20 protein-coding genes are annotated in these 22,131 nt (G+C 42.6%); 1 reads left to right on the top strand and 19 read right to left on the bottom strand.

Translation table 11 applies throughout. The features are described from left to right. Positions 1 to 73: 73 nt before the first annotated feature. The 5 genes from E4U82_RS02200 to E4U82_RS02180 all read right to left on the bottom strand — a co-directional run bounded on the left by E4U82_RS02200 (position 74) and on the right by E4U82_RS02180 (position 4,231). Entirely contained in the window at positions 74 to 298 is a 225-nt protein-coding gene (locus tag E4U82_RS02200) for a YneF family protein (RefSeq protein WP_090232820.1), read from the bottom strand. 44 nt (positions 299 to 342) lie between these two features. Then, complete coding sequence (gene sirA / locus E4U82_RS02195) at positions 343 to 804, bottom strand: sporulation inhibitor of replication protein SirA (protein WP_167751294.1); 462 nt, start codon at positions 802 to 804, stop codon at positions 343 to 345. Between the two features lie 375 nt (positions 805 to 1,179). Then, positions 1,180 to 3,183, bottom strand: a complete 2,004-nt coding sequence (gene tkt / locus E4U82_RS02190; protein WP_135108389.1) for a transketolase — start codon at positions 3,181 to 3,183, stop codon at positions 1,180 to 1,182. 92 nt (positions 3,184 to 3,275) lie between these two features. After that, entirely contained in the window at positions 3,276 to 3,509 is a 234-nt protein-coding gene (locus E4U82_RS02185; protein WP_135108388.1) for a DUF896 domain-containing protein, read from the bottom strand. A gap of 83 nt (positions 3,510 to 3,592) precedes the next feature. Next, the gene (locus E4U82_RS02180; protein ID WP_135108387.1) at positions 3,593 to 4,231 is read right to left on the bottom strand and encodes a YneB family resolvase-like protein; all 639 of its coding nucleotides are present in this window, start codon (positions 4,229 to 4,231) and stop codon (positions 3,593 to 3,595) included. Positions 4,232 to 4,747: 516 nt separating this feature from the next. Between E4U82_RS02180 and lexA the strand changes: the two genes are divergently transcribed. Beyond that, positions 4,748 to 5,371: a transcriptional repressor LexA gene (gene lexA / locus E4U82_RS02175; protein WP_135108386.1), complete on the top strand. Its 624-nt coding sequence runs from the start codon at positions 4,748 to 4,750 to the stop codon at positions 5,369 to 5,371. A 417-nt stretch (positions 5,372 to 5,788) separates the two neighbouring features. On the opposite strand, the gene glnA is transcribed toward lexA, so the two are convergent. From glnA to E4U82_RS02105, 14 genes are all read right to left on the bottom strand, one after another. Beyond that, a complete protein-coding gene (gene glnA, locus E4U82_RS02170) occupies positions 5,789 to 7,126 on the bottom strand; it encodes a type I glutamate--ammonia ligase (RefSeq protein WP_135108385.1) in 1,338 nt (445 codons plus the stop codon). 136 nt (positions 7,127 to 7,262) lie between these two features. Beyond that, positions 7,263 to 8,510, bottom strand: coding sequence for a methionine gamma-lyase family protein (locus E4U82_RS02165; protein WP_135108384.1), 1,248 nt, complete (start codon positions 8,508 to 8,510; stop codon positions 7,263 to 7,265). 7 nt (positions 8,511 to 8,517) lie between these two features. After that, positions 8,518 to 9,753, bottom strand: coding sequence for a GTPase HflX (gene hflX / locus E4U82_RS02160; RefSeq protein ID WP_135108383.1), 1,236 nt, complete (start codon positions 9,751 to 9,753; stop codon positions 8,518 to 8,520). A gap of 85 nt (positions 9,754 to 9,838) precedes the next feature. Beyond that, entirely contained in the window at positions 9,839 to 10,759 is a 921-nt protein-coding gene (spoVK, locus tag E4U82_RS02155) for a stage V sporulation protein K (RefSeq protein ID WP_135108382.1), read from the bottom strand. 266 nt (positions 10,760 to 11,025) lie between these two features. Beyond that, entirely contained in the window at positions 11,026 to 11,250 is a 225-nt protein-coding gene (gene hfq, locus E4U82_RS02150; protein WP_135108381.1) for an RNA chaperone Hfq, read from the bottom strand. Between the two features lie 37 nt (positions 11,251 to 11,287). After that, positions 11,288 to 12,223 (bottom strand): tRNA (adenosine(37)-N6)-dimethylallyltransferase MiaA, encoded by a 936-nt coding sequence (gene miaA, locus E4U82_RS02145; RefSeq protein WP_135108380.1) that lies wholly within the window; start codon positions 12,221 to 12,223, stop codon positions 11,288 to 11,290. A 20-nt stretch (positions 12,224 to 12,243) separates the two neighbouring features. Continuing rightward, positions 12,244 to 12,603, bottom strand: a complete 360-nt coding sequence (locus tag E4U82_RS02140) for a Dps family protein (protein ID WP_342447714.1) — start codon at positions 12,601 to 12,603, stop codon at positions 12,244 to 12,246. A 148-nt stretch (positions 12,604 to 12,751) separates the two neighbouring features. Continuing rightward, positions 12,752 to 14,590 (bottom strand): DNA mismatch repair endonuclease MutL, encoded by a 1,839-nt coding sequence (gene mutL, locus E4U82_RS02135; RefSeq protein WP_135108379.1) that lies wholly within the window; start codon positions 14,588 to 14,590, stop codon positions 12,752 to 12,754. Positions 14,591 to 14,608: 18 nt separating this feature from the next. Then, positions 14,609 to 17,179: a DNA mismatch repair protein MutS gene (mutS, locus tag E4U82_RS02130; protein ID WP_135108378.1), complete on the bottom strand. Its 2,571-nt coding sequence runs from the start codon at positions 17,177 to 17,179 to the stop codon at positions 14,609 to 14,611. Positions 17,180 to 17,552: 373 nt separating this feature from the next. Then, positions 17,553 to 18,119: an outer spore coat protein CotE gene (locus E4U82_RS02125; protein ID WP_135108377.1), complete on the bottom strand. Its 567-nt coding sequence runs from the start codon at positions 18,117 to 18,119 to the stop codon at positions 17,553 to 17,555. A 144-nt stretch (positions 18,120 to 18,263) separates the two neighbouring features. Further along, entirely contained in the window at positions 18,264 to 18,692 is a 429-nt protein-coding gene (locus E4U82_RS02120) for a YlbF/YmcA family competence regulator (RefSeq protein WP_135108376.1), read from the bottom strand. A 1-nt stretch (position 18,693) separates the two neighbouring features. After that, positions 18,694 to 20,274, bottom strand: a complete 1,581-nt coding sequence (miaB, locus tag E4U82_RS02115) for a tRNA (N6-isopentenyl adenosine(37)-C2)-methylthiotransferase MiaB (RefSeq protein WP_135108375.1) — start codon at positions 20,272 to 20,274, stop codon at positions 18,694 to 18,696. A 528-nt stretch (positions 20,275 to 20,802) separates the two neighbouring features. Then, positions 20,803 to 21,063 (bottom strand): stage V sporulation protein S, encoded by a 261-nt coding sequence (locus E4U82_RS02110; RefSeq protein ID WP_135108374.1) that lies wholly within the window; start codon positions 21,061 to 21,063, stop codon positions 20,803 to 20,805. Between the two features lie 168 nt (positions 21,064 to 21,231). Continuing rightward, a complete protein-coding gene (locus E4U82_RS02105; protein WP_135108373.1) occupies positions 21,232 to 22,029 on the bottom strand; it encodes a TIGR00282 family metallophosphoesterase in 798 nt (265 codons plus the stop codon). Positions 22,030 to 22,131: the final 102 nt, after the last annotated feature.

Below are 22,131 nucleotides of genomic sequence, written 5' to 3'. Positions count from 1 at the left end.
ACGAGCAAAATACCCTTGTTATGCATCATAATCCAAGGGTATTTTTATAAGCTTCTATGATGAATACATTCAATTATTTTCCTTGCTGTTGATTATTCATCTGGCGCATCATCTGATTAATTTTCTTTTGTGATGGCTTTTGGCCCATTTGCATCATCAGTGTACGCAGCATTTGTTCATTAATTGGCGGGTTTTTCTTTAAATAGTTCATCATGTATTTTCGGGCGATAAAAAATCCAAGTGCAACACCCGCAATCAATGCTAATATAGCTATTAACACTACCCAAATCACGTCCATCAAAGCTTTCCTCCTTCAAGTTGTCTCTCATACAGTATAGTAAATCAAACATAAGAATACAATACTTGACCGGACTTGTCATGTCCCTTTAACTGAAGGACCGGGCTAATCCAGCCAAAGTCATATGGTTGATCCCCGACAACGAAAAAATAGGGCTGGTATGTTCGTAAAGCGGGGAAAAGCAGCCCCTCTGCATCATGAATAATGTCACCCCGAAAGTTTATCCGTTTTTGCTCTATATGTAAAGAAATCATGTTTGTTCCCTCGTGAATGTATAATAACCCATTTTCGTTTTTGAAGCCGACGTGGGGAGACTGGTGTTTCATTATATGAGATACAAGTAAACTTTCCGGCATGTCCATAGTAATATATTGAAACTGCCGCTTCAGGTCTTCCCTGTTTGGATTTCGATAATAACTTTTAATAAACCGGCATAATATGTCACTACGATAATAGAAGAAATGTGCAAATTCTTCTTTCACCCAATAAATAGCGTAATGATTCAACAAAAACCCTCCTCTTTTATTTATTATTATACCGATTCATATATAAAAGGTTGTCACACTATGCCGCAAAGAAGTACTAATTTTGTCGTTGAACCATAAGAAAACGCGGGGCGCCTGGTTCACCCCGAAAAGCTTAAGCAAGAATTTATAGTGGCGGGTTTTGCCACGTAAAATGATTGCTTAAGACCTCAAGGGGTAGGCGCTGGCCGGCTAAGTTCGGCACGTCCTGTGCCAACGCCGGCACTAGTACGTCCTGTACGTCGAAGCCGGATATGGTTATTTCTGCCAAAGAGCTTAATACAGCCCAAAATTTTATACTTTTTTATTTTTAAAAAGGTGACCTTCCCAGTTAAGGAAAGCCACCTCTATAAAAACTTATTTTAACAATGCTTCGACACGATTGACGACATTTTCAACATTAAAGCCGTATTCCTCAACAACTTTATTCCCTTTGGCAGATGCACCAAATCGATCAATAGCCAGGATATCTCCCTGGTCTCCCGTATATCTTTCCCAGCCAAATGGTGATGCCATTTCAATGGCAAGTCTTTTCCTGACATTTGGTGGAAGTACCTTATTTTTATAAGCATCACTCTGCTCGTTAAAACGATCCCAGGATGGCATACTGATAACGTTAACGCCGATTCCTTTATCACGCAATGCAACTTGAGCTTTTACAGCAAGCTGAACTTCTGATCCTGTTGCCAATAAGAGTGCATCAGGTGAATCCTTAGCTGTTTCACTGACAACATAGGCACCTTTTTGCACGCCTTCATGCGCCTTCTCTTTCGTATCTTCCAATACAGGAAGACCCTGTCTTGTCAGAACGAGCGCAGTAGGCTTATCGTTTGACTCCAACGCCAGTTTCCAGGCTTCTCGTACCTCGTTGCCATCTGCCGGTCTGATAAGCGAAAGACCAGGCACAGCTCTCAAGGATGCCAGTTGTTCAATCGGTTCATGTGTGGGACCATCTTCTCCCACTGCGATTGAATCATGTGTAAACACATAGGTCACCGGATTATTCATGATAGCTGAGAGCCTTAATGCCGGACGCAAATAGTCGCTAAATACAAAGAATGTTCCGGCATATGGCTTGATGCCGCCATGCAATGCCATGCCATTCGCTGCGGCAGCCATTGCAAATTCACGTACCCCAAACCAGATATTTTTACCAGCATAGTTACTCCGGGAAAAATCTTCTTCGTTCTTAATCGTTGTTTTATTGGAACCTGCCAAATCAGCGCTACCGCCAAACAGATACGGAACTGTTTTGGAGACTTCATTCAGTACATCACCTGATGTGGCACGTGTAGCTTTTGCATCATCCTGTGGGTTATATACAGGCAGATTTTGGTCCCAGTTTTCGGGCAGCTCCCCCTGTATAGCATGTTCCAGTTCAACACCGGCGTCCGGATATTTTTCTTTATAGGCTGTCAATAAATCATTCCAGTTTTGTTCAGCTTTTGCTCCATCCTCAGCGATTTTTGTTCTGAAATCGGCATAAACCTCATCAGGTACATGAAAATCTTCATGTTCCCAGCCATAGTGCCCTTTGGTCAGTTTAACTTCATCTTCCCCGAGAGGAGCACCATGTGAAGCTGCGGATGCTGATTTATTTGGTGCACCGTAGCCGATGACGGTTTTTACCTCAATCAGAGTAGGCTGATCAGTATTTTCTCTGGCTTCCTTGATAGCCCTGCGGATTTCACTCAAATCATTGCCGTCCTCCACCCGAAGGACCTGCCAGCCATATGCTTTAAATCGCTCTTCCGTGTTATCAGAAAATGCACGATTCAGTTCACCATCAAGCGAAATATCATTTGAGTCATATAGCGCAATCAGCTTGCCCAATTTTAAATGGCCGGCTAGTGATGCAGATTCATGAGAAATCCCTTCCATAAGGTCCCCGTCGCTCACCAACGCATACGTATAATGATCAATAACCGGCATACCGTCCTGATTATATGTGGCTGCAAGGTGAGCTTCAGCCATCGCCATTCCGACTGACATGGCGATACCTTGTCCAAGCGGTCCGGTTGTTGCCTCAACCCCGTCAGTATGGTGCACTTCCGGGTGTCCAGGTGTTCTTGAATCCCATTGGCGGAATGACTTCAGATCATCAATGGTCACATCATACCCCGATAAATGCAACAGACCATACAAAAGCATGGACCCATGACCTGCAGACAGGACAAACCGATCCCGGTTAAACCATTTGGAATTACCCGGGTTATGGGTCATGAAGTCCGTCCACAATGTATACGCCATTGGTGCAGCGCCCATTGGAAGACCAGGATGACCAGAGTTTGCATTTTCTACTGCATCAATTGCCAATGTTCTGATTGTGTTAATGGATAGCTGTTCGATCGTTTCTGACAAAGCGATACCCCTTTCCCTTGTTTACATGTTAACAATGATTACATTCTTCTTAATTCTATAATGAAACGATGATGGTAACAAGTCATAACATGTTAATGCTTCTTTTTTTTATCTTGTAGATCACGTACTTTTTGTGGTGTAACATCATTGCCCTCCGGATCCTTTACCGTCATGGACTTAAACTGGTTTTTAAATGATTTGCGGACATTTTGCAAATATTCCTCTCTAAGGTCTTTTTGTTCTGCTTGCTCCTTCACCGTTAAACCTTCATTTTTCGATTTCTTCGCCAATTGATTGATGCGATTAAGTTTTTCTTTTGATATCATTTTGAAACCTCCTGAGAATAAACAAAGGCAGGAACAATATAACTGCTCCTGCCTACTCATACTACACTTCTGCTGCTTCATATTCAAGTTTCCAAATATTCCTGATACCTGCGATGGACAGTTGCTTTTGAAACAGCATGTCCCATTCCATTCAAGGTATTAGCAATTTCCTGGAACGTCATATGATGCTGCCTTAACCGGACCACTTCTTCAATCGGAAATGATTTTCGTTCTTTTCCAGGGGCCTTGTGACGATTAGACAAATTTCTGGTCGGATCAAATCCATTTTCAACCGCTTTCTTCATTCCCCGCTTAATTTTCGCATTATGGATTTGACGCTGATATTCCTCCACAATACCGACAATTTGCAGCACCATTGAATCTGCTTCGGACAGTTCCAGTTCGCCAGCGTACAAACCGCTGTAGATGCGGACCTTCAATTTCTGCAATTGATGGAATAAAGCGATTTTCGTGTTGCCCCGCCCCAGTCTTGTTTCATCCTGAATCAGCAGACAGTCCGCCTGTTTATCAGAAAAGTAATCCAGCATATGAAAAATACCTTCCCGATTTATTTCATATCCGCTTGCCTGTTCCTCAATACAATCCACCACTGTCAAATCATAGTCTCCAGCAAGCTTCAACAATTCTTCTCTCTGCCTGTGCAATGACGTTTCCTGCGTTTTTTTATCAGTACTTACACGGCAATAGATTATGGCTCTCATCCTAATGTCCCCTTATAAAGGTCGTTCAAAAAATCCGGTGAAAATGACACGTCGATAGCGGAACTTCTACTAAAACTACCCGCGTCCATCGCCAACTGCAGAATCTCTCACACCACACGTGAAGCTCACACTCGGGAACTCACGCAACCTCAAAATTTGATGCGATTGAGCGCTCATGCAGGCCCCCGTAATTTGTCGGCCGAGAATTTAGCAGGCCGGTCCTTTTCAACCTTGTTTTTGAACACATACTCCCGTGTTACGCACTTGTAACCATTGAAAAATATAAAAATATCAGTGCGGATGCAAAAGCTATTAAATAGAATATATCCGTTTTCGTTATTCTGTCAAACATAAGATCATCCTTTCTGATTGCACGTAAGAACTTCTGTTCGAATCTATTTACTATTATATACGAACAAACGATCTTGTCAACCGTTTTTCGAACGAACGTTTGCTATGCTGATATAAACATGCTATACTGACTTTAAGTAAATATTATGTGGGAGGTGTTTAATTATGACGAAACTTTCTAAACGGCAGGAAGCAATTCTCGACTATATTAAAGAACAGGTAAACAAGAAGGGGTATCCGCCGTCTGTCCGGGAAATTGCTGTAGCAGTAGGGCTTGCCTCCAGTTCAACCGTACACGGTCACTTGGCGCGTCTGGAAAGTAAGGGTTTTATCAGACGTGATCCGACTAAGCCAAGAGCAATAGAAGTCTTAGATCAATCAGAAGAAAGCAACATTCCGAGAGAGGCACCACGGTATGCGCCTGTGATCGGGAAAGTAACAGCCGGTATTCCAATTACCGCTGTGGAAAATATCGAGGAGTTTGTGCCACTGCCTGGGGCCATTACGGGGACCGATGAAAATTTGTTTGTACTGGTCATCGAAGGCGAAAGTATGATCGAAGCTGGAATATTGGATGGTGATATGGTCATCGTTAAACAGCAGAGTACAGCACAAAACGGCGATATTGTTGTCGGCATGACTGATGAAGATGAAGCCACTGTTAAGCGGTTCTTTAAAGAAAAAGACCACATCCGTCTTCAGCCTGAAAACGCGACAATGGAGCCTCTCATTTATCAAAATGTGACGATTTTAGGCAAAGTGATTGGTCTTTATCGTCATATTGAGTGATTACTTCACATATAAATTGGAGCGGCAATCGCCAGTTTTTAGTTTGCATACGCCTTGCGCGAGAATAGGCTCCGGCAATTTATTGTTTTATACAAAAACAAGGCTTCCGTTATATCTATGATAACGAAAGCCTTGTTTTTTATTTTTATCAAAAATAATGGTTCTTAACTAAAATCTAAGGTTGGCAAATTAGAAGAATATTTGATGTAGACGGTCGCAATGGAAAAACACTACACTGGCCGTGGGCTTGTCTTCAGCTTCCTCGAAAAAGAAGAGCACTTTTTCTGCTCAGGTCTACACTGCGCATCCCCACCGGAGTCTCCATGTTTTTCCTCCGCTAGCTAGCTTATAATTATCTTTTTTATTCATTCATTACAACCATAGATTTTGATGCTGATCCAAAATAGTTTTATCATTTTAATAGGTCGTTAAATACTGCTCTCTCTCCCATGGATGGACGGTCGTCCGGAACATATCCCATTCGATCTCTTTTGCTTCCACAAAGTGTTCATACAAGTGTCCACCTAATGCTTCAACAACCGTGTCATCCTTTTGCATTTCCAATAAAGCATTCATTAGCGTTGCAGGCAAATCTTTGACACCATTTTCCTCACGCTCGGTTTTATCCATATCGTAAATATTCTTGTCCACAGATTCAGGAGGTGTTAATTGGTTTTCAACGCCATCCAATCCACTGGCAAGCAGTACAGCCATCGCCATGTATGGATTAGCAGAAGGATCAACACTTCTGACTTCAATTCGTGTGCTTAACCCACGGGAATATGGAATGCGCACCAGCGGACTTCTGTTTGCTGCCGACCAGGCAACATAACATGGCGCTTCATATCCCGGCACAAGTCGTTTAAACGAATTAACTGTCGGATTGGTAACGGCTGTAAAATTTGTGGCATGTTTGATGATCCCCGCCGTAAACTGATAAGCCACATCACTTAATTGCATATCACCATCTTTATTAAAGAACGCATTATTGCCATTTTTGAATAAAGACATATTGACATGCATGCCGGAACCATTTACACCGAAAAGTGGCTTTGGCATAAATGTCGCATGCAGATTATGTTTTCTGGCAATTGTTTTAACAACCAGTTTAAACGTCTGGATATCATCCGCATGTTTAACTGCATCAGAATACTTGAAATCTATCTCATGCTGACCAGGTGCTCCTTCATGATGTGATGCTTCAATTTCAAATCCCATTTCTTCCAACTCCAGAACGATATCACGTCGGCAGTTTTCACCCAAATCTGTTGGTGCAAGGTCAAAATAACCCCCGCGATCGTTTAACTCCAGCGAGGGCTGGCCACTATCATCAAGTTTAAACAGAAAAAATTCTGGCTCTGTTCCGATATTGAATGCATCAAATCCCAGTTCTTCCATTTTTTGGAGATTGCGTTTTAAATTATAGCGTGGACAGCCTGCAAAGGGCGTTCCGTCGGGGTTATAAATATCACAAATAAACCGGGCTACTTTCCCTTTTTCAGAGGTCCATGGAAATACAACAAATGTATCCAAATCGGGATGCAGATACATGTCCGATTCCTCGATGCGGACAAATCCTTCAATGGATGACCCGTCAAACATCATTTTATTGTCCAATGCTTTGTCTAATTGACTGAGCGGAATTTCGACATTTTTGATGTTTCCAAGCATGTCGGTGAATTGGAGTCTGATAAATCGGACATTATCCTCCTCGATTTGTTTCATGATTTGCGCTTTCGTTAAGCCTGATGCCATTTAGCTTCCTCCTACGTTGTTTTTAGCATTTCAAAAAATCACAGGAATCGAACGGGAGAACGACCGTCCATATAAGCCTTTCCCCTCTATATTAGTTTTAAAAACATTGGATGTAAAGTTATAGATAAAGTCACTTTCAGCGCTGTATTGTTATCATTCCCTTTTTAATTAAATCATGAACAGCTGCTTCAAGCGCAATTTTTACATGGGCGTATGTTAAGCCACCTTGTACAAATGCGGTGTAAGGTTCCCTGATCGGGCCATCTGCAGTGAATTCCAGACTTGCTCCTTGTATAAACGTACCGGCAGCCATGATGACGTCGTCCTGATAACCAGGCATTCCACTTGGATACGGGGTCACAAAAGCGTTCACCGGTGAATTATTCTGGATTGCCTGGCAGAAAGCAATCATATTATCCGGGTTATTGAATGTCACCGTCTGTATCAAATCTGTCCGGTTCACTTCATAACCAGGGCTTGTCTGAAAACCAACTAAATCCAGGAATCTCGCCGTCAGTACAGCCCCTTTTAACGCCTGTCCAACAATTAGTGGTGCCATAAAAAATCCCTGAAACATCTCCTGGAGTGTATTGAAGGTTGCACCGGTTTCTTTTCCAAGACCCGGTGCTGTCAGACGGTTGGCGCATTGTTCGACAAACGCTTCTTTACCGGCAATATAGCCACCGGCACGTACGATTCCCCCACCCGGATTCTTAATCAGCGACCCGGCGATTAGATCCGCACCTGCATGCAGTGGTTCTTGTTCCTCAACAAACTCACCGTAACAATTATCAACAAAAATAATCAGATTTTCATTTATCGCTTTTATAAAATCGACCATTTCCCCGATGTCATCAATCGTAAAGGATGGTCGGTCATCATAGCCTTTAGAACGCTGTATAGCGATGACTTTCGTTTTCGGGGAGATTTTTTGGCTGATTGCAGAATAATCAATTGAACCATCTTCCAATAGATCTGCTTGGTTATAAGTAATATCAAACTCCCGCAACGAACCGTTTTTTTGACCGTGAACACCGATAACCGATTCTAATGTGTCATAAGGCTTGCCGGTAATGTAGAGCAATTCATCCCCTGGCCGCAAAAGACCGAAAAGGGCCGTTGATATAGCATGTGTGCCAGAAACAATTTGCGGCCTGACGAGTGCATCTTCCCCTCCAAAAACATCGGCATAAACTGCCTCCAATGTTTCACGTCCTAAATCATCATAGCCATAACCAGTTGTCGAATAGAAATGACTGTCACTGACACGGTTATTTTTGAAAGCGTCAAGTACTCGTTTTTGATTCACTTCAATAATTGCTGATATATTTGCGTGCTGTTGTGTACAGTCATGTTCTGCTTGTGTTATCAAACTTTTTAACATCGGTATTCTAAGCCTCCTTCAGTAAACTTTTCATCGGGTGATGGCGCCGTATATACCCACTAATAACGTATACGTTCTCGTTTTCCTGATAAAACCGCTCCGTGACGATTGTTTCCTGTCCCAGTTGGTGCAATATTTTCCCCTGGTCGGGGCTGACATTCACTTTATATGATTCCCATTCATCCTTCAACATTTCTTCTATCTTTATCAAAAGGCGGTCGGCATCTGATGGGTCGAGTGCACTGATGAAAATATTGGGGTGATACATCGGAATAAAATCTTCATCGATCAAATCTTTTTTATTATACACCGTCAGTTTCGGAATCGTTTCAGCATCCAGATCATGCAGTAAATGATTTACTGTCTGCTGGTGCTGTTCTAAATCAGGATCGGCTGCATCAGCCACATGCAGAATAAAATCCGCCTCCGTCACTTCCTCAAGCGTTGATCTGAACGATGCAATCAGTGATGTTGGCAAGTCCTGGATAAACCCTACCGTATCTGTTATCAATGCTTGAAAACCTGATGGCAGCTGGATTTTGCGTGTTAATGGATCAAGTGTGGCAAACAGTTGGTCTTCCACCATCGCATCGCTTTGTGTCAACTGATTAAATAACGTCGATTTCCCGGCATTGGTATAACCGACAACGGCGACCTGAAAAATATCATTTGTTTTTCGGCGCCGGCGGTATTGTTCCCTCTGCCGTACCACCTGTTTTAATTGCCGTTTAATATCATCAATCCGGCTTCGTATATGCCGTTGATCTGTTTCAAGCTTCGTCTCCCCGGGACCACGAGTTCCAATCCCCGCTCCTAAACGTGACATCTCTTCGCCCCTGCCGCGCAATCTTGGCAAAGTGTACTCCAGCTGAGCAAGCTCAACCTGCAATTTACCCTCTTTCGTCCGAGCACGTTGAGCGAAAATATCCAAAATCAACTGACTTCGGTCAATCACTTGAATGCCGATGTGATCGCTCAAATTACGCAACTGTCCGGCTGAAAGTTCATCGTTTGAGATAACGATGTCAGCCTTTAGCTCCTCTGCCGCTTCTCTTATTTCATCCATTTTTCCTTCGCCGATATAATAGGCAGGATGGATACGCTGCCGATTTTGGGTGATTACTTTTTCAACAGAACCACCTGCCGTTTTTGACAAAGACGTGAGTTCATCCAGCGATGATTCAAAACGCATATCATTGTCTCCAGGCATTTTCACGGCGATTATTATGATGCTTTCTGACATATCAAAACCTCTTCCTGTACCCATCATTTTGCGAAACCCGCTATTATCATAGCAAAGAACCGTTCATACGACAATTCAGTTTCATTTAGTCAACATCGAGTGACAAATCCTCTCCTGTTAAAAAAATCAAATCATCGACTGAAAAATTTTCTTTCGTTAATAAACGCATCGCATGAAGCCTGATTGATTGCTCAATAACATTTCGAATATATCGTGCATTGGCGAAATTGTACTGTGCCTGCCGTTTTTGCTTATATAAATGTGACCGTAACTTCCATTCTGCTTCTTTCGTCAATTCATATTCCCGACTCTGAATCATTTGTTTCGCAATTTTCATGAGCTGATCCGTATCATAATCCTGAAAGTCCAGTATGAACGGGAATCTGGATTTCAGCCCGGGATTCAGTGTCAAGAAACGGTCCATTTCATATGGATACCCGGCTAGTATTAATGCAAAATCATTGTGATTGTCTTCCATATGTTTGACCAGTGAGTCAATGGCCTCTTTGCCAAAGTCTTTTTCCCCACCCCGTGCCAAAGAATAAGCTTCATCAATAAATAAAATGCCACCCATTGCTTTTTGGATAATAGCCCGCGTTTTTTGTGCTGTTTGACCGATATATTCACCAACCAGATCTGCGCGCTCAGCTTCAATAAAATGTCCTTTTGAAAGTACGCCCATTTCAAAATACATACGGGCAAGTTTCCTGGCCACCGTGGTTTTACCTGTACCAGGGTTGCCTTTAAATAACATATGGAGCACTTGTTTTGAACCGGCTAGCCCCACTTCTCCCCGTTTTTCATTAATGACAATGGTAGCATAGATTTCTTTTATGGTTCGCTTTAGCCGCTTCATGCCAATGAATGAGGAAAATTCAGCATCAATATGTGAAAAAGTATGATGGGCCGTTAAACCCTGACTGCCTTCTTCAGGGGCTTTATGGTGATTATCCTCAAGTATAATATTAATTTGTCCGTTTTTATTTCGAAGTTTTTGCGTATCCACGTGATCACTCCTTCATCACGGTAGTATACGTGATAAAAGGGCCGGCTGTGACAAACGCCCATATCAGAAATCGGGGGCCAGACGCCCGGAGTAGGAAGCTTTAAGCAGGGCTGTTTTAACTATAATCGAAATCAGATACAATTTAGGGGCATGAAATTTTAAATTAATGATTGATTTCGGTGCCCCCATCTTGACGAGACTTTCGATTATAGGAGTGAAGGATGTTGTTAACAAATGAAAACGGACGCATGAGAGCGCCCGCTTCATTATTCCTTTTCCAGTGACACGTTTTTTACCGGAGCAAATGTGGAAATCGCATGTTTGAAAATCAACTGCTGTTTCCCGTCTGTTTCCAATAGCACCGTGAAATTATCAAATGCTTTCAGAACCCCGCGTAATTGAAAACCATTTGTCAGAAACACGGTGACCGAAACATGATCCTTTCTGAGTTTATTTAAGTACTGATCCTGAATGTTTACCGACTGTGCCATTGTATGTCCTCCTCTTTTCTATCTATATTTATTACTTCTATATATGTTGTAACATTCCTGCTAAGTCAGTTAAAATAATTCTAATCGTTTCCTCGCGTGACTCTGATGTGGTCGCATACCAATTTACATCCATTTTATTTTTAAACCAGGTATACTGCCGCTTTGCATAACGCCTGGAATTGCGCTTCAGCACTTGAACAGTGTCATCAAATGCTCGTTCGCCTTTAAAATAAGGGATAAATTCTTTATAACCAATACCACGCATTGCCTGATTATTTTCATAGCCCTGATCGTACAGGGTTTTGACCTCTTCCAGCAGCCCATGCGCCAGCATAAGGTCAGCCCGGTCGTTAATGCGCTCATATAAGAGATGACGGTCCATTTCCAATCCTATAAAAATAGGATGATAAGGTGAATTCACTGGCTGTTTTTTTTGGTATTCTGACATCGTGGTTCCAGTTGTTTCATAGATTTCCAATGCACGGATAAGGCGTCTGTGATTATTCGGATGAATTTTTGCAGCCTGGTCAGGATCTATTTCTTCCAAACGTTTATGCATGATATCGGCTCCCTGGTCGTTCAGTTCGCTTTCCAGCCGTCTAGTTACCTGCTCATCCCTTCCCTGATCGGAAAAATGATAATCATATAAAGCCGACTGGATATATAGACCACTCCCACCGACAATAATCGGCAGTTTTCCGTGCGAATCTATTTCTTCAATATACTGGTGGACATATTTTTGGTATTCAGCGACCGAGAAGGGTTCCTCAGGATGTTTAAGATCAATCATATAATGGGGAATTCCTTGTTTTTCTTCTTCAGCAATCTTCGCAGTCCCAATATCCATTCCTCTATAAACCTGCATGGAATCCCCGCTAATGATTTCTCCACCGAACCGCTTGGCGATTTCAATGCTCAGCTGTGTTTTCCCAACAGCTGTTGGGCCTACAATTGATATCACTTTCGTTTTCATCAGCATTCCCCTACATAACTTTATTCATACGCTTGATACGCATACAGCATCCAGACATATTTTTCTAATTTGCCTTGAAGGGTAACAAGCAAGTCCATTGTTGGTTCGTCATTTCTTTCAGATGCAAGCGGAATCCCTTCGTCTTTTATTTCGTTGATAATCTGCTGATAATCCTCCGTCAGCCTTGCGATGATTTCATCTTCTTTATCGTCAGCTGTTGCTTCTTCCAATGTTGCTTCTTTTATGTATTTAATCATGGTTGCCAATGGTTTTCCGTCAATCATTAAAACGCGTTCAGCAATGGCATCAGCATCTGCTGCAAACGCTGAGTACATGTCTTCAAATACCTCGTGAAGCTGAAAGAAATGCTTTCCCTGGATGTACCAATGATACCATGAAGTTTGACATACATAACAAAAGAATTGGATAGTAGCTGATTTAAAAAATTGATAAGCTTTTGATTATCCATAAACAACACCCCGCATTCTTTTCATGTTAGTTTCTACGAGGTGCGCCCGTTTTATACATTTACATCACGCGTTTAAACATTTTCTCCAGTTCATAAGAAGAAAAATGAATCATAATCGGCCGGCCATGCGGACATGTGAATGGATCTGCTGTGTTCCGCAATCCTTCCAGCAACTTGAACATGTCCTCCTGGTTTAAATGATGATTAGCCTTAATAGATCGCTTGCAGGACATTAGAGCGGCAGCGTCTTCCCTGATGGCTTGAACATCAACTTTCTCATCCTGTACAATTTGATTGATCATTTCCCGGATAACCTCTTCCTCATAACCGTTTGGAAACCAATTGGGGTGGGAACGGATGATATAAGTCTGATTACCGAATGGCTCAAAAAACAAACCAACGTTGGCAAGGTCCTCCATATGATGATCGATAAAAATGGACTCTTGTTTTGAAAAATCAAATGTTAATGGAATCAATAACTCTTGTACTTCATTCGTTGTATGACCCAATTTTCTTCTGAAGCGTTCAAATTTGATTCGTTCCTGAGCTGCATGCTGGTCAATCATATAAAAGCCGGCTTCGTTCTGAGCCAGAATGTACGTCCCATGAAGCTGGCCAATTGGATACATGACAGGCACCCGGGGCGCATCGTCGGATTCCTCCATTGATCTATACGTATCGCTTGCTGTTGTCCCGATTGAATCAATATCCGGTAGATCATCCGTTGTTTTTTCCGAATAACTGCCGGTTAAGTTCTGCTCCGTCATACTGCTTCTGAACTCTGGTTTAAATTCACTTACATGCTGTTCAACCGGCCATGATCGTGTTTCCCGTTCCGGTTCATCAAATGTCAAGGTATTCTGCACCGTTTGCTTTTCCGGAGCCGGCTGTTTTGGTTCCATCTCCGGTATGAGTGAAGTGCTTCTGAATGCACCATGAATCATGTCTTCAATGGCCGCAGCCAGCGCCTTATCCTTACTGAACCGAACCTCCAGTTTGGTTGGATGGACGTTGACATCTACTAAAACCGGGTCCATATCGATGGACAGGACAACAATTGGAGAACGTCCAACCGTGAGCAATGTATGATAGCCTCTGATAATAGCCTGCGAGAGCTGCATACTTTTAATGTATCTGCCATTAACCATCGTCGATATATAGTTTCGGGATGCTCTGGTGACTTCAGGTTTTGCGATATAACCTTCGATCGAAAAATCCAGTGTTTCATGCTTGACTGGAATCATCTTCCTGGCCACACTCATGCCATATACCTGACTGATCACCTGCAGCAAATCACCGGTTCCCGCAGTGTTGAATAACGGCTTTCCATTATGCACGACCTCAAAACGAATAGATGGATGAGATAATGCCAGACGGTTTAACAGATCGGTAATGTGTCCAAGCTCGGTATGAATTGTTTTCATATACTTCAATCGCGCCGGTGTATTGAAAAATAAATCGTCAACTACGATTTCCGTTCCTTTCCGTGCATCACTTTTTGTCCTGTCCGTAATCACGCCACCTTCGATCGACAAAAACGTACCGGCGCTGTCGCCCTGTGAGGTTTTCACCGTCAACCTGCTGACCGCCGCAATACTCGCCAGTGCTTCCCCTCTAAAGCCTAAGGTGTTGACGCGGAATAAATCCGTTTCATCTTTAATCTTACTTGTAGCATGGCGCAAAAAAGCCTTCTCAGCATCAGTTTCAGACATACCATTCCCATTATCGATCACTTTAATGCTTTGCAGTCCGGCCTCTACTGCTTCCACCCTGATCCATGAACTATTGGCATCAATGCTGTTTTCAATTAATTCTTTAACAACCGAAGCAGGACGTTCCACGACTTCCCCAGCTGCTATTTTATTGGCCAGTGCATCCGGCATTTGAAAAACTTCCATGGAAACAGTCCTTTCATTCTATTCTTCTTTCGCCTGTCTTTGCAGGCTATATAATGCGTTCATGGCATCCATTGGGGTCATCTCAAATAGATTCATATGTTCTAAATCATTTATCACGCTGGCCGCCGATTGACTGACCGTATTCTTCTCCGGTTGAAGGTTTTCTGGTTCTGCAAAAAATGATAATTGACTGTTGTCAGTTGCATTCGCTTCACTGCTGTTTTCCAATTGTTTCAAAATAGTGCTTGCCCGTTCAATCAGCGGTGACGGAAGGTCAGCCAGTTTTGCAACATGAATGCCATAACTTCTATCCGCTGCCCCTTCTTTGATCTGATGAAGGAAAACGACATTCCCCTCATATTCTTCCGCTCGGACATGAATATTCTTCAGCCTGTCGAGGGTGTCCTCAAGTGCTGTCAATTCGTGGTAATGTGTCGAAAATACCGTTTTGGCGTGAATATGATCATGAATATGCTCAACAATTGCCTGGGCCAGCGCCATCCCGTCATACGTACTTGTGCCACGTCCAATTTCATCCAGTAAAATTAAACTGTTTTCAGTGGCGTTGGCAATGGCATGATTGGCTTCAAGCATTTCTACCATGAACGTGCTCTCCCCCGACACGAGGTCATCCGCTGCGCCGATTCGTGTAAAAATCTGGTCGAACAATAGCAGTTCCGCCTCTTCGCATGGGACGAAACAGCCGATTTGCCCCATAATAACCGTCAAGGCAAGCTGTCGCATATAGGTGCTTTTCCCCGACATATTCGGCCCGGTAATCAGAAGAATGGAAGTCTTCTGATCAAGTAAAATATCATTCGGAACAAAGGCATCATGTTTCATGACCTGTTCAACCACCGGATGGCGTCCACTTCTGATAGATAGCCGGTCTTTTGAAAAGTTCGGCCGATTATACTGGTTTGCCTCGCTGACTGTCGCAAACCCCTGGAGCACGTCGATTTGGCTGACAACCTCCGCTAAATGTTGAATTTCCGGAATATGTTCTTTTACTTGATCACGGATTTCGAGAAAGAGGTTATATTCCAAGTCCACGCTTTGTTCTTCTGCTTCCAGAATCAGTTGTTCCTTTTCCTTCAGCTCAGGAGTTACATAGCGTTCAGCATTTGCAAGCGTCTGCTTCCGCTCATATCTGTCTTCGGCCAGCAGGTGCAGATTAGCTTTGGTTATCTCAATGTAATACCCAAATACACGGTTGTAACCTATTTTTAATGATTTAATCCCTGTTTCCTGCTTTTCCTTCTGTTCCAATTCTGCAATCCATTGTTTCCCGTTTCGCGATGCCCCGCGATACGTATCCAGTTTGTCATGATAGCCATCCTTAATAATCGAACCTTCCGTTATAGACACTGGCGGGTCGTCTACTAAACTGGCACTCAGCAGCGAAACAAGCTCTTCCGGAGACGAGAGTTCACTGCTTAATTGAGTTATTTTTTCATGATCAAACTGCCTCAAGATAGCTTTTAAGTCGGGGATTTTTTCAAGTGATTGTTTCAGCTGAACCAAATCACGCGCATTGACATTCCCATAAGAAACCCTGCCAGCAAGACGTTCTAGGTCATAGACTGATTTGAGGGTCTCACGCAATGCATCACGTTCCATAAAACCGTGCAGAAATCCTTCCACAACATCAAACCGTGCTTCAATTTGCTGCTGATTTAACAGAGGACGGTCGAGCCATTTTTTCAGCATTCGCGAGCCCATTGCCGTAACAGTCTGGTCAAGTACCCACAGGAGGCTTCCATGCTTGCCCTTCTTCATGATAGTCTCCGTTAATTCCAGGTTCCGTTTTGAATACATATCCAGGGATAAAAAGTTGTCCAGCTCGATCACATGAGCAGGCTGTAAATGATCAAGCGAGCGTTTTTGTGTATCCTCTATGTAATTCAACAGTCGGCTGAATGCTTGCACAAGGCGCTCATCATTCAAATTGTCACACAAACTCCGGTATTCTGCATTAAATGTTATCTCGTCCTGATACGACAGCGTTATATTTAATGTTTTGGTTAACTCTTCCTGTTGTGTTTCAGGAAGCTCAGGGGAAACCACCATCTCTTTAACCGGCTGATTATACAGTTCATGCATAACAGCGTCCCAGCCCCCGGAAATGAGAGCAATATTGTTCTCACCAACCGATAAATCACTATAGACAATCACATAGGATCCATCTTCAAAATGCGATAGACTAGCAATATAATGGTTGTCACGCTCCGTCAGCATATTGGTTTCCATAACGGTACCAGGCGTGATTAATTGAATCACTTCCCGTTTCACAACACCTTTAGCGGTTTTAGGATCCTCTACCTGCTCACAAATTGCCACTTTATAGCCTTTATCAATTAAATTTTTAATATAATTAGCCGCGGAATGGTATGGCACACCACACATCGGAGTGGGCTTCTCTTTTCCGCCATCCCGCTTTGTCAGGGTAATTTCCAGCTCTCTGGCGGCTTTGATGGCATCATCAAAAAACATTTCATAAAAGTCACCCAGCCGGAAAAATAAGAAAGCATCTTTGTGCTCAGCCTTAATATTCAAATATTGCGCCATCATTGGTGTATATTCGACCATAATGAATCCTCCAAAACTTGCAACATATTGTTCCATTATAGCATATTTTGCAGGGCGACGGCGAACCGAAATATCAGAGCAAAAGCGGAAGCGCCCGTTTACCGACATACAAACTATGCCTGTGTAACACAGGTAAGTCGGCGCCTGCACGCAATCGGATCGGGGGCTAGCCGGTCTCCTCCCCATGAGGGGCAATGAGATAAAGGTTACACGGTGGCCTGGATGAGTGCAGGCCTGACTTCCAACACGACGAGCACCAAGTGTTTTTCCGCAGCGGACACTATAACCCAGTCTAGTTTGGTAACCGTAGATTTTGGTGTTGAGCCTTCTTATCTTTCAAAAAAACTTACGAGAGTCTCCCCTCGTAAGTTTTTTAATCTTTACCCTTGCTGTCGACAAAATCGGGTTTTACATCGCTCAGCTCACCATCCGTAATATCAAAACCCCAGTCATCGTCATCATCATAGGTGTGCCCTTTTGGATCTACCTTAACAGCAACTTTTGTCTCGCCGATAATCTGCACAACAAACTCACGCTCGACATCCACAACGATTTTATTACCATGCTCAGCGATTTCGCATTCCAGGCAGTTTGGCTGCTGAACTACCTTGGCAATCACATCATAATCATCATTCAACGTATTGTCATCCTGTACTGAGAGAGGGACATAGTCAGTATACGTTACGCGTTCCGTAACCACTTCTGTCTTCGTATTATCATTGTACGAATACCAGATATTAATGTCATAGCTGCCGTTGACTTCCACCGTATCTTCTGATTTTTTCTTAGCGTTATACAGATGATTAATCACCCAGCAGCCAAGTATACTGGTAGGTCTATGTGATGGCGATACATGGTGCGTTGCCTGCGTAAATTTTTTGCCTTTGCCACAAACCGCTTTCGTTATAATCTCTCTATACTCATGATCAAGAAAAGACATTTATTCGTTACCTCCTTTTACTCATAGTCATTTTATGCAAGACAAATACCTAAAGTGCATAATGAAATAATGAAAGAGGTAAGATAATCGATTTCGTAATTCAAGATATAAAAGAGCCAGGCGTTTTAACCTGCCTGGCCCTAACTATTGCCGTTCTTGTGATTCACTCTCAACTTTTGTGCCGGTTTCACCCGACAGCAGGTCACCGCCGGTTGAGGTAATCACATTATTGGTAACCTCACGTGAGATCGTTCCGGAAACAAGCTGAAGGACGTCATTGACAACACCCTGTGTTTCTTTGAATTCCTGGACAACCGGTATTTCGTCCACTTCGGCATGTAATCGGTCAATTTCTTCTTCAACGTTCTTCAATGCTTCCGTTTTTCCATATGCCTGAAAGTTAACTGCCTGTTTCTGTAATGTTTTGATTTTCGTGATTAACTTCTGTACCTTCTGATTATCATTTATTTTGGCTTCGACCTGTTTGAAGCGGTCAATCTCTTCTGTATCGGCAAGCATGTTCGCCAGTCTTTTAGCTTCATCCAGGATTTGTTTGCGTGTGTACTCTGCCATCTTATTTCACCTCTGCTGTCGTTTCTGCCAAGACGCCGTTTAACGACCATGTTCTGGCTTCTGTAATTTTTACATCAACAATTTTGCCGATTAATGATTTAGGTGCCCTGAAATTAACCAATTTATTTCGCTCTGTGTAACCGGCCAATACATCAGGATCTTTTTTGCTTTCACCTTCAACAAGGACTTTCACAACTTCATCCTTATAGTGCTGCATCGATTCAGCGGATTGTTTATTCACCAGCTCATTCAAACGGTATAGGCGCTGTTTTTTCACTTCTTCAGGCACATCATCTTGCTTTCGGGCGGCAGGTGTGCCTTCCCGCGGTGAATAAATGAACGTAAATGCCGATTCAAAACCAACTTCTTCAACCAGTGACATCGTTTCTTCAAATTGTTCTGCTGTTTCATTCGGGAATCCGACGATAATATCAGTTGTCAGTGTCGCATTCGGCATCGCTTCCCGAATTTTTCTGACGAGTTCCAGATATTCTTCGCGTGTATAGCGGCGATTCATTTTCTTGAGAACTTCACTGCTGCCGGACTGGACAGGGAGATGGATATGGTCAAGCAGGTTACCGCCTTTTGCAAGCACTTCAATCAGACGATCATCAAAATCCCTTGGATGTGATGTGGTGAATCGGATTCTTGGGATGTCAATTTTATGAAGAGCATCCATTAAATCGCCAAGACCATAATCGGAATCCTCAAAATCCTTGCCGTAAGCATTGACATTCTGACCAAGCAATGTAATTTCCTTGTAACCTTGTGCCGTTAACTGGCGTACTTCCTGAATGATGTCTTCCGGAAGACGACTTCGTTCTTTCCCGCGGGTCATTGGCACAATGCAGTACGTGCAAAACTTGTCACAGCCATACATGATGTTAACCCATGCTTTAACCTTGCCTTTCCGCGCTTTAGGTAGATTTTCAATGATATCCCCTTCCTTGGACCAAACTTCCACCACTTTTTCCTTGCCGAACATGGCTTCTTTCACAAGGTATGGCAGGCGGTGGATGTTATGCGTGCCAAAGATCAGGTCAACTTGCGGATGCTTTTTCATAATCCGGTTAACGACTTTCTCTTCCTGGGACATACAGCCGCAAACACCGAGGATTAAGTCCGGCTTCTCCCGTTTCAACGCTTTTAAGTGACCAATTTCACCGAACACTTTATTTTCCGCGTTTTCCCTGATGGCACAGGTGTTCAGCAAAATAATATCTGCCTCTTCGGTATCATTGGTTGATTCATAACCCATTTCACTCAAAATTCCAGCCATGACTTCGGTATCATGTTCATTCATTTGACAGCCATATGTACGGATCATAAATTTCCGGCCTTCTCCGATGTTTTCCATATCTTCCGGAATGCCGAAATCATAGTGGACTTCCACATCATCGCGGCCGCGTTTCCTTGCTTTGTTCAGATTTGGCGGTTCATATGTCGTTTCAAAATATTTGGCAATCATATCATCGCTGGATGTCTTTTTCAGCCGTTCCATGTTAACCGAACCGGATTTTATGTCCGACGGATTTTCGGGCTGTTTAATTTGCGCCTGCTGCTTCCGTTGCTGTTCGTTCATATGGCAACTCCTTTCCTTATATAAAAAGCGTTTTATATCTTAGTTATACACTGTACTATTATAAAGGCTACAGACAAATTAAACAATCCATCCATCTGTAAACCAAAATTTAAAAACCTCCCGTAAAAACTTGGGGAGGCAGGTTTCACCTAAACATCAGGATACTTTTTAGACTTATTTCTAATATCGGGAATTTCCTGATAATTATTTATAGTGTAAAGACAAATGATAAATTCGGAAGCAAGCGTTTCACCTTCCCCAACATTAATACCGCTCTGGTTATCCGATGCACTCTTCATACTCTCTGTTTGATTTTTGTTTTGTTCACACGCAACTAAAATGATTAAAGATAAAAGGACCATGAACAAGACTCGAATCAGATTGTGATCCCCCTTCCAATAATTAATGATCTTCCAATTTTAATATCACCATCAATCATTGCATGGTTTAAACAGTTAAAAACGCAAATTTCAGTTTTTTAAAAAAGTGCTGTGCAAAAGCACAACACTGGAAATGAATGATTTGAAATTATCTCGGTTCGACAATCAACTTAATGGCTGTTCGTTCTTCATCTTCAATCATGATATCGGTGAATGCCGGTATACATATTAAATCAACACCGCTTGGAGCGACAAATCCTCTTGATATGGCTACCGCCTTCACAGACTGATTCAACGCCCCGGCACCGATTGCCTGTATCTCCGCCGACCCCCGTTCCCGTAAAACATTCGCTAATGCCCCTGCTACTGAATTTGGATTGGATTTAGCTGACACTTTTAATACTTCCACTGCTGGTTCCTCCTTCATTAACTATTGTAGTTCTAATGTTACTATATTCTTGGAGATGCTAGCTTATTACCTTATTATGCACCAATAATTCTAAACATTCAAATATTATCTGCTGATCTAACCGGCAGGTGCCATCGATATTTTTTCGTGTCATAACCTATTTTCCTCTCAATCAATAAACGGGTGGTCGTCATTAATTAATATACGTTCAACTTTGGAAGCGCTTCCTGATTTTTCATCAACCGTAACGACTAAACCATTTAATTGCGTTCTCCCTTTTTTGTCAATTTCAAATCGTACCGGCAAGCTGGTAAAAAACTTTTTCAGGACAGCTTCCCGATCCACACCCAATATGGCATCATAAGGGCCTGTCATGCCAGCATCCGTAATATAGGCGGTGCCATTCGGCAAGACCCGTTCATCCGCTGTCTGTGTATGCGTATGCGTTCCTGCAACAGCACTGACTTTTCCATCCAGATGCCATCCCATTGCCTGTTTTTCACTCGTTGCTTCAGCATGAAAATCTACAAAAATAATAGCCGTTCGTTTTCTGGCTTGTATAATCAGTTCATCTACTTTGCGGAATGGATCATCAATCGCGGGTAAAAAAGTGCGTCCCTGAACGTTAATAACCGCAATCTCAGTACCGTTTATATTCACAAAAGTTAAGCCTTTTCCCGGCGTGCCTTCCGGATAATTGGCGGGTCGGATCATATTATTCGCATCATCAATAAATTCAAATATTTCCTTTTTATCCCATGTGTGATTCCCCATTGTAATGACATGGGCGCCCCATTCGAGAAACTGTTTGTAAATTTTTTGCGTTATACCTTTGCCAGCCGCTGCGTTCTCTCCATTAATAATGGTAACATTTGGCCGGTATTTTTCTTTTAATTTAGGGAGATATGTCTGAACCATATCCCGGCCTGGAGACCCGACAACATCACCAATAAAAAGTATTTTCATAGTGCTCATCCTATCTGTATGAATTAGTCACAGTGTTGCATATTCCATTATTAATGTAAAGAAAAATAAAAGCGGCACAGTATGGCCGCTTTTATTTCAGCT

This window comes from Lentibacillus salicampi, assembly GCF_004565465.1.
Lineage (GTDB): Bacteria > Bacillota > Bacilli > Bacillales > Amphibacillaceae > Lentibacillus > Lentibacillus salicampi.
Note: the sequence above shows the minus strand (reverse complement) of the source record. Positions and strands in the feature narration are given on the sequence as shown.